This is a genomic window from Sulfitobacter guttiformis (assembly GCF_003610455.1).
GTDB classification, from domain to species: domain Bacteria; phylum Pseudomonadota; class Alphaproteobacteria; order Rhodobacterales; family Rhodobacteraceae; genus Sulfitobacter; species Sulfitobacter guttiformis.
Window position 1 is genome coordinate 2,422,408 of the sequence record NZ_RAQK01000001.1, and the last position, 13,092, is coordinate 2,435,499.

12 protein-coding genes are annotated in these 13,092 nt (G+C 57.6%); 9 read left to right on the forward strand and 3 right to left on the reverse strand.

Annotation, left to right across the window (positions count from 1 at the left end; translation table 11 throughout):
* Positions 1–9 precede the first annotated feature (9 nt).
* The 3 genes from rsgA to eda all read left to right on the forward strand — a co-directional run bounded on the left by rsgA (position 10) and on the right by eda (position 3,566).
* Positions 10–1,044 carry a ribosome small subunit-dependent GTPase A gene (gene rsgA / locus C8N30_RS11760; protein WP_025061167.1) on the forward strand — a complete coding sequence of 345 codons (1,035 nt, stop codon included), beginning with the start codon at positions 10–12 and terminating at the stop codon, positions 1,042–1,044.
* 75 nt (positions 1,045–1,119) lie between these two features.
* The gene (edd, locus tag C8N30_RS11765) at positions 1,120–2,928 is read left to right on the forward strand and encodes a phosphogluconate dehydratase (protein WP_025061168.1); all 1,809 of its coding nucleotides are present in this window, start codon (positions 1,120–1,122) and stop codon (positions 2,926–2,928) included.
* Between the two features lie 2 nt (positions 2,929–2,930).
* On the forward strand, positions 2,931–3,566 hold the full coding sequence (eda, locus tag C8N30_RS11770) for a bifunctional 4-hydroxy-2-oxoglutarate aldolase/2-dehydro-3-deoxy-phosphogluconate aldolase (protein WP_037967769.1): 636 nt from the start codon (positions 2,931–2,933) through the stop codon (positions 3,564–3,566).
* Here eda and C8N30_RS11775 read toward each other — a convergent pair.
* Together C8N30_RS11775 and C8N30_RS11780 are read right to left on the reverse strand one after the other, a co-directional pair.
* Positions 3,563–4,963: a pyridoxal phosphate-dependent decarboxylase family protein gene (locus tag C8N30_RS11775; protein ID WP_025061171.1), complete on the reverse strand. Its 1,401-nt coding sequence runs from the start codon at positions 4,961–4,963 to the stop codon at positions 3,563–3,565. The genes eda and C8N30_RS11775 overlap by 4 nt on opposite strands.
* 167 nt (positions 4,964–5,130) lie before the next feature.
* Positions 5,131–6,780, reverse strand: a complete 1,650-nt coding sequence (locus C8N30_RS11780) for a sulfatase-like hydrolase/transferase (protein ID WP_025061172.1) — start codon at positions 6,778–6,780, stop codon at positions 5,131–5,133.
* A gap of 198 nt (positions 6,781–6,978) precedes the next feature.
* Between C8N30_RS11780 and C8N30_RS11785 the strand changes: the two genes are divergently transcribed.
* Positions 6,979–7,905, forward strand: coding sequence for a lipid A-modifier LpxR family protein (locus C8N30_RS11785; protein ID WP_025061173.1), 927 nt, complete (start codon positions 6,979–6,981; stop codon positions 7,903–7,905).
* A gap of 113 nt (positions 7,906–8,018) precedes the next feature.
* Complete coding sequence (locus tag C8N30_RS11790; protein ID WP_025061174.1) at positions 8,019–9,089, forward strand: Hint domain-containing protein; 1,071 nt, start codon at positions 8,019–8,021, stop codon at positions 9,087–9,089.
* Between the two features lie 50 nt (positions 9,090–9,139).
* Here C8N30_RS11790 and C8N30_RS11795 read toward each other — a convergent pair whose 3' ends face one another.
* Positions 9,140–9,712 (reverse strand): TlpA disulfide reductase family protein, encoded by a 573-nt coding sequence (locus tag C8N30_RS11795; RefSeq protein ID WP_025061175.1) that lies wholly within the window; start codon positions 9,710–9,712, stop codon positions 9,140–9,142.
* A 23-nt stretch (positions 9,713–9,735) separates the two neighbouring features.
* Here C8N30_RS11795 and argH point away from each other — a divergent pair, with 23 nt between their 5' ends.
* The 4 genes from argH to lysA all read left to right on the forward strand — a co-directional run bounded on the left by argH (position 9,736) and on the right by lysA (position 13,092).
* Positions 9,736–11,136 (forward strand): argininosuccinate lyase, encoded by a 1,401-nt coding sequence (argH, locus tag C8N30_RS11800; RefSeq protein WP_037967770.1) that lies wholly within the window; start codon positions 9,736–9,738, stop codon positions 11,134–11,136.
* The gene (locus tag C8N30_RS19330) at positions 11,133–11,303 is read left to right on the forward strand and encodes a hypothetical protein (RefSeq protein WP_170151170.1); all 171 of its coding nucleotides are present in this window, start codon (positions 11,133–11,135) and stop codon (positions 11,301–11,303) included. The genes argH and C8N30_RS19330 overlap by 4 nt, the downstream gene beginning before the upstream one ends.
* 157 nt (positions 11,304–11,460) lie before the next feature.
* The gene (locus C8N30_RS11805) at positions 11,461–11,778 is read left to right on the forward strand and encodes a DUF2834 domain-containing protein (RefSeq protein ID WP_037967771.1); all 318 of its coding nucleotides are present in this window, start codon (positions 11,461–11,463) and stop codon (positions 11,776–11,778) included.
* A gap of 30 nt (positions 11,779–11,808) precedes the next feature.
* Positions 11,809–13,092 (forward strand): diaminopimelate decarboxylase, encoded by a 1,284-nt coding sequence (lysA, locus tag C8N30_RS11810; protein WP_025061178.1) that lies wholly within the window; start codon positions 11,809–11,811, stop codon positions 13,090–13,092.

Genomic DNA, 13,092 nt, shown 5'->3' on the forward strand with positions numbered 1-13,092 from the left:
CAGTGTTACGTGCCGGATTTATTTGAAAACAGCGAACACTCTCTTGCCGCTCTTGGCTGGTCTCCGTTCTTTGAAGAGCAGCGAGACGCAGAAGAGGCGCATCTCGTACCTTTGCGTATTGCCACGGTCCATCGGGCACGGATGAGTGCGCAAGCACAGGCAGGGCGGGTCAAGCCGGTATTGCCGCATGGCATGAAGACGACCGATTTTGCAGTCGGTGACTGGGTGCTGGCCGATCCAGAGACGGGCGTCATCGTGCGTCGTCTCGAGCGGCACGCGCTGTTGCAGCGCAAGACTGACGGTAGCCACATTCCCCAACTGATCGCGGCAAATGTAGACACATTGTTTATCGTGACCTCTTGCAACGACGATTTCAACCCCGCGCGGCTGGAGCGTTATCTGGCTCTTGCCAACGAGGCGCAGACAAACCCGGTCATCGTGCTGACCAAAGCAGACAAGATCGAAAATGTTGCACAATACGTCACTCAGGCCGCTGCATTGCAACGGGGGTTGGAGGTTGTGACCGTGAATGCCAAACTGCCTGATGCAGCGACTGCGCTCGCGCGGTGGTGCGGTGCGGGTCAAACTGTTGCGTTGGTCGGATCGTCGGGTGTGGGTAAGTCGACCTTGCTCAATACGCTGGCGGATAAGTCTGGTGACGAGGCCCAGCTGACGGGCGGTATCCGCGAGGGGGACGCCAAGGGGCGGCACACGACGACATCGCGCTCCCTTCACGAGATTGCTGGCGGCGGCTGGGTGATTGATACACCAGGAATCAGGACCCTGCACGTGAGCGATCTGGCTACAGGTCTTGATGTTTTGTTTGCAGAAATCACCGAGCTTACGCCGCTGTGCAAATTTCGCGACTGCACCCATGCCCACGAGCCAGGCTGCGCTGTATTAGCGGCTGTGAAAGCCGGAATATTGGATAGCGCACGGGTTGATCGCTGGCGCAAGCTCTCGGATGAAAATGCCGCCAACACCCCGCAATCAACGGGCGCACGGGGTAATAAGTCTACAAAAACACCGCAGCGGCGGCGATAGGGTGGGCGCGCCCTTGTCAGATACCGCCGGAAGCGTTTATGTTAGCGCTAACCTGACTGCGAGGAGGAATTCGTCGTGACCGTGAGCAAAACCTTGAGCGAAATCACCGACCGCATTGTGGCGCGCAGCGCGCCAAGCCGCTCCACCTATCTGGCGCGGATGGAGATGGCCCGGCGCAAGGGGCCGTCCCGCGGTCACCTTTCTTGCAGCGGTCAGGCCCATGCCTTCGCAGCCGCTGGGCCGGATCAGGGCGCGCTGGCTATCGGGCAGGGCGGGAATTTGGGGATAGTGACAGCCTATAACGATATGCTGTCCGCGCACCAACCTTATGAACGGTACCCGGCGCTGATCCGCGATGCTGTCCGCGCGAATGGTGGCACAGCACAGGTGGCGGGCGGCGTGCCTGCAATGTGTGATGGCGTGACACAAGGCGAGGCGGGGATGGAGTTGAGCCTCTTTTCCCGCGATCTGATCGCTATGGCGGCGGGAATTGCGCTAAGCCATAATACATTCGATGCGGCGGTGTTTTTAGGCGTCTGTGACAAGATCGTGCCGGGTCTTGTGATTGGCGCGCAAATCTTTGGTCATATGCCCGCTGTGTTCATCCCTGCCGGACCGATGACCAGCGGCTTGCAGAATGATGAAAAAGCCAAAGTCCGTCAGCAATTCGCGGCAGGCGAGGTCGGACGTGATGCGCTGATGGCGGCGGAAATGGCTGCCTATCATGGGCCGGGTACCTGTACATTCTATGGTACGGCGAACACCAACCAGATGCTGATGGAGTTTATGGGTCTTCATTTGCCTTCGGCCAGCTTCATTAACCCCGGCGCGGAAATTCGCGATGCTCTCACCATTGAGGCGGCGCGGCGTGCCCTGTCATTGAGTGATTTGGGCGATAATTATACTCCGGTGTGCGAGATATTGACCGAGAAGGCATTTGTGAACGGAATTGTCGGGCTGATGGCGACGGGTGGCTCGACCAATTTGCTGATACACCTGATTGCGATGGCACGTGCGGGTGGCATCATTCTGGACTGGCAGGACTTCTCGGATATCTCTGACATTGTGCCACTGCTTGCGCGGGTCTACCCCAATGGCCTTGCAGATGTGAACCATTTTCACGCCGCCGGTGGCCTTGGATACATGATCGGGCAATTGTTGCAGGCTGGCCTATTGCATCCCGATACTCTGACGGTCGCGGGCGCGGGACTTCATCACTATACAAAAGAGCCGTATATGGAAGGGGCTGCGCTGGCGTGGCGGGAAGGCACTGCCGAAAGCTTGAACACAGGCATCCTTCGCCCTGCATCAGAACCGTTCCAGACCTCCGGCGGGCTCAAGCGCCTGTCAGGAAATCTTGGGACGGGCGTGATTAAGGTTTCCGCCGTGGATCCCTCGCATCATGTTGTCGAGGCGCCTGTGCGGGTGTTCCATGATCAGAACGAGGTGAAGTCCGCGTTCAAGGCGGGGGAATTCAACGGTGATGTGATCGTCGTCGTCCGGTTTCAGGGTCCAAAGGCAAACGGCATGCCTGAGTTGCACAGTCTCACGCCGATGCTGGGGATTTTGCAAGGCCGTGGGTATAAGGTAGCATTGGTTACCGACGGGCGAATGTCGGGGGCGTCGGGCAAGGTGCCCGCTGCGATCCATGTCAGTCCCGAGGCGCTGGATGGCGGACCGATTGCCTATCTGCGCGACGGGGATGTGCTGCGCCTTGATGCGGTGGCAGGTACGCTCGCGATCGTGACACAAGGCGTGCTCGATCGGGAGGCGGTGACCGCTGACATGAGCCACAATCACTTTGGAACAGGGCGCGAATTATTTGCGCCTTTCCGCAATGCTGTTGGAACTGCCGATACCGGCGCCTCCGTTTTCGGGAATTGAACATGAAGAATAACACTGCCTATATTCGTGAGCTGGCCGCCCTCGCGCCCATTATTCCTGTGCTGGTGGTTGAGGATGTGGCCCATGCCGTACCATTGGCCGAGGCACTGGTGCGCGGCGGATTGCCGGTGCTGGAGGTAACGCTGCGCACGCCTGCGGCGCTCGGTGTAATTGCTGCAATGGCCACGGTGGCGGGTGCACGGGTTGGGGCGGGGACGCTCGTCACTATCGCAGACGTTGAAGCGGCCAAAGCGGCAGGAGCGACGTTCGGGGTAACACCCGGTTCTCCAGTGGCACTTGTGGATGCGTGCCTTGCGGCGGGCCTGCCGCTGCTGCCCGGTGCCGCGACAGCAACCGAGGCAATGACCCTGCAAGCCCGCGGGTTCGAGGTGTTGAAATTCTTCCCTGCTGAAGGCGCAGGGGGTATTAAAACGCTCAAAGGCTTGGGTGGGCCGCTGCCCGGTTTGTCGTTTTGCCCCACTGGCGGGGTCACGCCCGAGAATGCGCGCGACTATCTTGCGCTGTCAAATGTGGTCTGTGCCGGTGGAAGCTGGATTGCGCCCTCGAACCTTGTGAAAGCGGGCAAATGGGACGAGATCGAAGAGCGCGCCCGCCACGCCGCCGCCTTGCCGCGTTAGGGTTTCACCAACTCGCACAGAACATCATAGGCGGTGTTGATGTCGTCCTTTGAGCAATCAAACTGACCTATCTGGAAACGGATGACCACCGCGCCTTTGACCCGTGTCTGGGTAATATATATCCGGCCGTCATTATTGAGGCGCTCGACAAAGGCCAGTTGTCCTGAATCGTCGCGGCCCATCACTTTGAATGTGAATAGCGACAGGATGGGTTGTGTCACCACCTCGAAGTCGGGATGGGCATCCAGTCTTGCCGCCAGCGAGTGCGCCCAATCTACGTGATTACGGATGCGCGCGCGTAGGCCCTCAAGACCATAACTGCGAATTAGGAACCATAATTTCAAGGCGCGAAAACGGCGCCCCAACGGGATCGTCCATTCGGAATAATTGGTGACCGGCGCGCCTGCGGTTTTCAGGTACTCCGGCTCGATTTTGAGCGTGTTAATCTGGTGCTGCGGATCACGCAAAAACTGGACCGAGCAATCGAACTGCGCACCGAGCCACTTATGCGGGTTGAAGACGATACTATCGTATCCCTCGACACCGGCCCAGAATTCATCGCGGTACTCTGGACAGATCATCGCTGCGCCAGCCCATGCGGCATCCAAATGGGTATAGAGACCTTCGGCTTTTGCAATTGCCAGCACGGGATGGTGAAAATCATAAGCGCCGATACCCGTACCGCCGGTGATTGCGATGATCCCTGCGGGGATGTATCCGGCCGCGCGGTCCTGTGTGATGCGTGCGGCCAGTTCTTCGGTATCCATCTCGTAGGCGTGGCCGCTGGTGCCATTGCCGATCTTCACCAGATTATCCTGTCCGATCCCCGCGACCCAGATGGCACGGTCGACGGATGAATGGACTTCTTGCGAGCAATATATTCTTAGACGCCCCAGACCAGACAGGCCTTCCTTGTTTCCGCGCCAGTTGAGCGCGATTTCCCGCATCGTCAGGACCGCTGACAGGGTTGCGGATGATGCACTGTCTTGAATAACGCCTTTAAACCCGTCTGGCAGGCCCAGCGCCTGACGCAGCCAGTCGATCATCACGCCCTCCATTTCCGTGGCTGCGGGAGAGGTTTGCCACAGCATGGATTGCGCGGCGATGGTGCTCACAAGCATTTCGGCCAGCATCGAAGGAGGGGCCGCATTTGCGGGGAAATAGGCAAAGAAGCGCGGGTGCTGCCAATGTGTGATGCCGGGCATAACGATCCGCTCGAAATCGGCTATGATCTGTTCCATCGCCTCGCCCGCCTCGGGCGGCGTCACCGGAAGGGCGGCAGCAATATCGCCCTGTTCGGTTTGTGCGCGAACCGGAAGATCACGGATACCCTTATGGTAATCAGCGGCCCAGCGGGCGATATGTGCACCCCAATGTTCGAATTCATCCCAGTTCAATGTGTGGCCCCTTTTCAGCGTGTGTGCTGGCTTTGCTATGTCTACCCGAAGGTAGGCGCATCACAAGATGCTGGTGCAGTTTCGCTCCGGTTTGATCTTGCGCCTGACGCGCAGCTTCCCGAGCGACTGCCCCTCGATTAAATTGGCATTCCCGAGTTGAAAAAGCTCTACGCGTCTGTATCCCCGACATGACGTTGGCGAACTGGGCCACGATATTTGGCGGTGTATTTTTCGTCCACCTCCGAGCCGTCGTACATAAACGGAAGGATACCTTTTCCCAACGACTTGCCGCGCATCGCTTTGATATCATCTTCGGATCTTGTAACCCGCTGGGACATCCGGCGGCCCCATTGTGCCAGCATTCCGTAAAGTTGCTCTATCTGCGGCTGGTGCGCCTGTCCTTTTGCCAGATCGTGGAATTCGTCTGGATCCTCGATCAAATCAAACAACATCGGGCGCATGCCACCTTCCGCGTGGATCAACTTGAACCTTCCGTCGAACACCATAAACAGGCGCGCATCGCGTGGCTCGACCCCCAATTTGGCAGCATGCGGCGTGCATGAATAATCGTATTCGGAGATGGCAAATGTGCGCCAGTCCGGTGTCTCGCCGCGCAGCCATGGCAGCAGTGACCGACCCTCGATTATGTGATCGGGGACTTTGCCGCCCGCAGCTTCGACGAAGGTTGCGGCAAGATCAATACTCTCGACCAGTGCATCGCAGGTAGTGCCGCGGGTAGGATGGGCCGTTGAGCGCGGGTCGTACACAATCAGCGGTACTTTCACCGATTGCTCGTGGAAGAGGTCCTTCTCTCCGAGCCAGTGATCGCCGAGATAATCGCCATGATCCGATGTCAGCACAATCATCGTATCTTTGAGGGTATCTGTGGCCTCCAGATGGTCGAGTAGGCGGCCAAGCTGGTCATCGCATTGCTTTATCAGGCCCATATACGCCGGGATCACCTTTTCGCGGACCTCGTCGCGCTGGAAGGCCTTTGCTACCTTATTGTCCTGATAGGCGCCATAAACTGGATGCGGGTTTTCGCGCTCTACCTCGTGGCGGCGCGCCGGGGGGACATGCTCGCGGCCGAACATATTATGGTAGGGGGCGGGGACGATATAAGGCCAGTGTGGCTTGATAAAGCTGACGTGTGCACACCACGTGCCTGTTGCCTGCTCCATAAATTCGATCGTCCTCGAAGTCAGCCACGGCGTTTCACTATCTTGCTCGGCGATGTTTGCAGGCTCTCCCGCGTTGCGGAACATCCAACCGGATGCAATCTGATCGTCTGTGATGCCGGCATTTGCATAGTCGGCCCAAGGGTTCTCGCCATCATATCCTTTAGACTTCAGATATTCATTATAGGGAGAGCGTTTTTCGTCATAATAGCCATCCGGACCGTACCCCCAAAGACCATCATCGCGTATCCAAGTATCAAAGCCGCATTCGGCCTGCCGCGCACCGATCGTGCTGTCGGGTGACAGGCCTAAACGTTCCATCCCCGCTGCATCCGCTTTCATATGGGTCTTGCCCAGCAGCCAGCAGTCCATGCCCAGCTTGCGCAGATGGTCGCCCAACGTCTGCTCGCCCACACGCAGCGGAAAATTGTTCCATTGCGCCCCGTGAGACGAGGCATAGCGCCCCGTATAATAGCACATGCGGCTGGATCCGCAGATCGGGGATTGGACATAAGCATTGGTAAACTGCACGCCCATTGCTGCGACACGGTCAAAATGCGGTGTTTTCAGATGTGGATGGCCTGCACACCCGAGATAGTCGAACCGGAGTTGGTCGTACATGATAAAGAGAATATTCACTTGGCAGTCCTTGCTGGTGCGGACATCTTTCATGACTCAAGTAACCACATTCCGCACAGAGGTTTCCAGTGGCAAAGCGTGGCATCAATGACGCAATGCCGCGGGGGTTGGCATTCGAGGCAATGCATCCTTGGAGGGAATCACCGGTTCGGGTTAAACGGTAGGTCGCTGTGGGGGCGAACATTACAGGATTGTCTTATGATCAGACACGCCACTGGCTTGCTCGCTGCACTCGTTCTTTTACTTTCCCTGGTACCTTCGACGGCTGACGCCGGCGAACGCCAGAAGCTGGGTTATGGCCGGCTCATCACCAATGATTACTTTGGCGATGGTCAGGACCGTTGGCGCACGGGGTCTTGGACCTCGTCGCGTGTCTGGGGGCCCGAGTGGACCGGACAGGTGCCAGCAGGTTTTGGCGACTTGATAGAGCTGCGTATCGCCGCGGAGATTATAGCACCCGATAACCTCGCCAATCCAGACCCCTCCGACCGCCCCTACGCCGGCTCTGTCTCTATCGGGGCCCATACGCATTTCAAATGGGGCGGCTTTGACACTTCATTGGGCGGTGACCTTGTCCTCTCAGGGAGTGGTACGGGGCTGGGAAGTTTCCAGCGCGGGCTACACAAGGTTCTTGGTGTGCAGCGACCTTCGGATAGTACGCTTGATGCGCAGATAAGCGGTATCCATCCCACGGTTGTGGGCGAGATTGCGCGCGAGGTTGTGTTGGGCTCTGCTGTGCGGATGCGCCCGTTTCTTGAGGGACGTGCAGGCGCGGAGACCCTTGTGCGCGCCGGTGTTGATCTGACATTCGGGCGTTCCGGACAAGGCGATATGATGGTGCGCGAAAGTGTGACAGGCCAGCGCTACCGTGTTGTGACCGCAGCGCAAAACAATGGCTTCGCCTTCTTGTTGGGTGCAGATATCGCCCATGTTGCTGACAGTATCTATCTTCCGACGGGCAATGGTGCGGAGCTGGCCGAGAGCCGCGATCGCCTCCGTGCAGGCGTGCAGTGGCAGGGCGAGCGTGCTTCGGCCTTCTATGGATTGACCTATATGGGCGAGGAATTCGAAGCCCAATCCGAGGGCCAGCTTGTCGGGTCCATTCGCATAAACCTGAGTTTCTAGTAGGTTTATTCGCAACAGTTCTTACTGCGATGCCTGTTTATACTTCCCAGACCAAGCCAACCTTGTTAATCTTAGGACAATAAAAAAAATATAACGAGGCAGGCGGGCAGTAAATGGTAACGGGCTTTCGAGGCACGTTCGTCATATCATGGTCGCAAACAGAAATTGATGGTCTTGATGCTGCACCAGTGCAGGCGTTGAGTGTTGGAGCAGCATGGGCATGGCGCGGTGACGCTGTGCGTGTGGATGGGCCATCAGATGTTTTGCGACTGGACGATGCGGACGGAACAGAAAATTTGCGAAAACGTGCAGCGCGCATGGTGCATCGCCTTGTCGGGACTGCACTTGAGCGAAAGGCCGGTCCGCGCAGCTGGGAAAAAGATACCGAAACGTCACCTCTGATGGACAACAGTTTTGTCGTCACTGATGGTGGCAAAAGCTACAGTGTTACACTGATCGAGGTGGGCGGCGGTAGCCAGCCGTTGCTGATGTTTCTCAACGAGATGCCGCCGCGCAATTGCGATCTTTGGATCGTGCATCACACTCTTGGTGCTGTCACCGCCCAGCACAGTGGCGGTCAGCAGACAGGCGTGATTTGCTTTACTCCGGGCACCCGCATTGCCACAGGTGACGGCGCGCGTCTTATCGAAGATTTGCGTGAAGGAGATATGGTCCAGACGAAGGACAGTGGCTTACAGCCGCTGCGCTGGATTGGGCGGCGGCGTATGACGGGCGCGCGCCTGTTCGCGATGCCCAAACTGCGGCCCATCCGAATTGCGGGGGGCGCATTGGGTCTCGCGCGGCCGGAGGATGATCTGCTGGTCTCGCCCGAGCACCGTTTGCTGATTAAGGGGGCAGTGGCACAGAGCTTGTTCAATACGCCCGAGGTGCTGGTAACCGCAAAAGATCTGATCAATGGCACTACCATCACGGTGGATATGCAGGTGCGTGACGTCACATACATTCATGTTCTTCTGGACGAGCACCAGATACTACTGGCCAACGGACTGGAATCAGAGAGCTTTCATCCCGCATCGGCAGCGTTTGCATCGCTGGACCAGACCGACCGCAAGCGCCTGCTGGCCGAGTATCCCCAACTTGAATATGATCCGCATACCTATGGTAGCTTCGCGCGCCGAACGCTTTCGCCTTCAGAAGCCGCGATTATGCGGCACGCTGCCTGACATATCCACTCGTGCTCGTAAGGGGCGGCATCAACAGCCGCCCCGTGTTGCTAACCCGCTTTTCGTGCCTCAATTAACGCCTTGAGAATGCCCTTTGCGCTGTCGCTGGCCCAGTCGGCATCACCGCGCAGGCGCGCGACCTCGCGGCCTTCGGGATCAACAAGCACAGTGATGGGCAGGCCGAAAATGCCCATCTGACTCGCGAGTGCGGATTTGGGGTCCTGATGGCGCGGCAGATTTGAAATACCGGTTTCTTCGAAAAATTTAGTTATTCCTGCAGGTGAATTGCGCCCTGTGGCGATGGTCAGGACCTCGAAATCATCTCCGCCCAATTCTGTTTGCAGCTCGGACAGATGCGGCATTTCCTTACGGCAGGGCGCACACCATGTTGCCCAAAAATTCACCAGTACATATTTGCCGCGATAGTCCTCAAGCGTGCCGGCACCTGCGCCATCTGCCAACTCGAAGGGGGCATTGGAGGTGGCCTTTGGCGTACCATGCACTGCCAATTTCTTCATATCGCCCGCTATCAGCGGGGTGATGATATCACTGTCAGCAGCAAGTGCGGGGTTTGCACCTGCGGTGAGGGCCGTATAGACGAGAGCGAGTAGTAGTTTCTTCATGGGTCCCTCCGGGGGATAGGCATATGGTACACGATACTTCAAAGACTTCGAACAAAATGTGGGGCGGCCGTTTTGCTGCTGGCCCTGACGCGATCATGGAAGCAATTAATGCTTCGATCAGTTTTGACAAGCGGATGGCGGCCCAGGATATTGCCGGGTCTCGGGCCCATGCAGCGATGTTGGGTGCACAGGGTATTATCGAGCCTAACGATGCAGAGGCCATTCGGGAAGGCCTGCTCACGGTCTTGTCAGAAATCGAAGCGGGAACGTTTCAATATTCGACAGCCCTTGAGGATATCCACATGAATGTGGAGGCGCGCCTTAAAGAAGTCATAGGTGAGCCGGCGGGACGTTTGCACACTGGGCGGTCACGTAATGATCAGGTGGCGACGGATTTCAAACTTTGGGTACGTGACCAGTTTGACGCAGCCGAAGGCGCACTTCTTGCACTGATCAGGGCCTTGCTGGTTCAGGCCGAAGAGGGCGCCGATTGGGTCATGCCCGGCTTTACCCATTTGCAGCCTGCCCAGCCCGTAACATGGGGCCATCACATGATGGCATATGTCGAAATGTTTGGCCGTGACCTGAGCCGCATGCGCGATGCGCGCACGCGGATGAACGAGAGCCCCTTGGGTGCTGCAGCGCTCGCCGGTACGTCCTTTCCGGTTGACCGTGAGATGACCGCCCACGCGCTGGGATTTGACCGGCCCTCGGCAAACAGTCTGGATGCGGTCAGTGACCGTGATTTCGCGCTTGAATACCTTGGTGCCGCCAGTATCTGCGCCATGCATCTCAGCCGCTTTGCCGAAGAGCTGGTGATCTGGTCATCGGCACAATTTCGCTTTGTCACGCTGTCGGACCGTTTCTCGACCGGTTCCTCCATTATGCCGCAAAAGAAAAATCCCGACGCCGCCGAGCTGATCCGCGCCAAGATCGGACGTATTTTCGGGGCCAATGTTGCCCTTATGATGGTGATGAAAGGCCTGCCGTTAGCATATTCCAAGGACATGCAAGAAGACAAAGAGCAGGTCTTCGATGCTGCTGACAACCTGATGCTGGCCCTCGCCGCGATGGAGGGGATGGTTCGCGACATGAGCGCCAACCGCCCGCAGCTTGCCGCCGCTGCGGGCAGCGGGTTCTCGACCGCGACCGATCTGGCCGACTGGCTGGTGCGGGTATTGGGCCTGCCCTTCCGCGATGCGCATCATATCACCGGAACACTAGTGGGGATTGCGGAAAAACAGGGCTGCGACCTGCCTGATCTTACACTTGTGCAGATGCAAACGGTCCACGATGGAATCACGCAAGATGTATTTTCTGTTCTGGGGGTGGAAAACTCCGTAAACTCGCGCACATCATACGGTGGAACAGCCCCCGCGCAGGTACGTGCGCAGGTCGCACGTTGGAAAGGGATCTTAGCTTGAAAAAGGTTTTTATGTTGGTTGCTTTGGCCCTTACGGCCTGTGGCGTTGACGGTGAACCGGTCCAGCCTTCTGGAGGCGTGAATGTCACGTTGTCGAATAATGGCTTGGGCCTTGGCGCGAACGTGGGCGTTGTGAGAGGGCCTGTCAGCGTAGGGCTGGGGCTATGAAATACCTGACCGCATTGTTGGTGGTGGCATTGGCTGCCTGTGGCCCGCCCGACCGCTCGGCAGCACGCGAGGTTTCTCCACGGCAGGAGCCCAGCAACACGACCCCGGGCGTGCACGTCTCCGGCAGCGCCACGGTTGGCGTAGTGCGTAGGTTCTGATGTCTGTTTTGCGTTTGATTTATCTGGCACTGGCGATCTGGGGCGCAGTGCATCCGATGTATTACTTCATCCAGTGGTTTCAGGATAACACTTGGGATATTATGGCGATGGTTGATGCGTGGCATGCAAACGCTGCCAGCAGCGGTCTGGTCTGGGATCTGACAATTGCGGCGGTGACGCTCACGGTTTGGATCATCGCGGAGGTGGCCACGAGGCGCAATTGGACCGCTCTCATCGCGATCCCTGCAACGTTCTGCATCGGGGTTAGCTGTGGCCTACCGCTCTATCTGTTTTTGCGGTCGGCACCTGTCCGTTAGGGCGGATTTGAGTTTAAAGGAAAGTAAAAAATGGATCATTTCCTGTATCGGGATGGCGCGCTGTTTGCCGAGGATGTGCCTGTGGCCGATATTGCAGCCGCCGTAGGCACGCCATTCTACGTGTACTCCACTGCCACGCTTGTTCGGCATTTTCGCGCATTTGATGAAGCGCTGGCCGGCATGGATCACTTGGTTTGTTATGCGATGAAAGCAAATTCCAATCAGGCGGTTTTACGCACTCTCGCGCAAGCGGGTGCCGGGATGGACGTGGTAAGCGAGGGTGAATACCTGCGTGCGCGGGCTGCGGGGGTACCGGGGGACAAGATTGTATTTTCGGGTGTGGGCAAAACGGAACGTGAAATCCGTGTCGCGCTGGAAGGGGGCATCCGCCAGTTCAACGTCGAGAGCGAACCAGAGATGGTAGCACTTAACGCCGTGGCGCTTGAATTGGGGAAGGTCGCGCCCATAACAGTGCGCGTAAACCCCGATGTTGATGCAAAAACCCATGCCAAGATCGCGACCGGAAAATCCGAGAATAAATTCGGTATCCCGATTGCGCGCGCCCGCGAAGTTTACGCCATGGCGGCAAAGTTACCCGGTCTGAATGTAATCGGGATTGATGTGCATATCGGGTCGCAGCTGACCGACCTTGCCCCGTTCGAGCAGGCGTACCTGAAGGTGGCGGAATTGACGGAGCAATTGCGCGCTGACGGTCACGTTATTACGCGGCTGGATCTGGGGGGCGGCCTTGGCATCCCCTACGAGACTAGCAACGAAGCGCCGCCACTGCCGAGTGATTACGGTGCTATGGTGCAACGGACGTTGGGGCATCTTGGGTGCGAGATCGAGATAGAGCCCGGACGTTTGATCGCGGGCAATGCGGGCCTAATGGTTAGCCGCGTGATTTATGTCAAATCCGGCGAGGGGCGGGATTTTTTGATCCTCGACGGGGCAATGAACGATCTGATCCGACCGGCCATGTATGATGCTCATCATGATATCGTCCCAATTCTCGAACCTGCGGCGGGGGCAGAAAAGCAGCCCTATGACGTCGTCGGGCCGGTGTGCGAATCCGGTGATACCTTTGCAAAGCAGCGTGACATGGTACCAATGAAAGCAAACGATCTGGTCGCGTTTCGCAGTGCGGGTGCTTATGGGGCGGTTATGTCGAGCGAGTATAATTCGCGAGCACTTATTCCCGAAGTATTGGTGCACGGCGATCAATTTGCAGTTATCCGCCGCCGACCTACCTTTGAAGAAATGATAAATCGCGATAGTATCCCTGAATGGCTCGAGCCGCATTCCGCGACCTGA

Excerpts from the sequence above, each read along its gene's own strand:
- C8N30_RS11785 (WP_025061173.1), top strand. The coding sequence starts at position 6,979 with ATGATCAGACACGCCACTGGCTTGCTCGCTGCACTCGTTCTTTTACTT.
- argH (WP_037967770.1), top strand. The coding sequence starts at position 9,736 with ATGGTACACGATACTTCAAAGACTTCGAACAAAATGTGGGGCGGCCGT.
- C8N30_RS11790 (WP_025061174.1), top strand. The coding sequence starts at position 8,019 with ATGGTAACGGGCTTTCGAGGCACGTTCGTCATATCATGGTCGCAAACA.
- eda (WP_037967769.1), top strand. The coding sequence starts at position 2,931 with ATGAAGAATAACACTGCCTATATTCGTGAGCTGGCCGCCCTCGCGCCC.
- C8N30_RS11795 (WP_025061175.1), bottom strand. The coding sequence starts at position 9,712 with ATGAAGAAACTACTACTCGCTCTCGTCTATACGGCCCTCACCGCAGGT.
- C8N30_RS11805 (WP_037967771.1), top strand. The coding sequence starts at position 11,461 with ATGTCTGTTTTGCGTTTGATTTATCTGGCACTGGCGATCTGGGGCGCA.
- lysA (WP_025061178.1), top strand. The coding sequence starts at position 11,809 with ATGGATCATTTCCTGTATCGGGATGGCGCGCTGTTTGCCGAGGATGTG.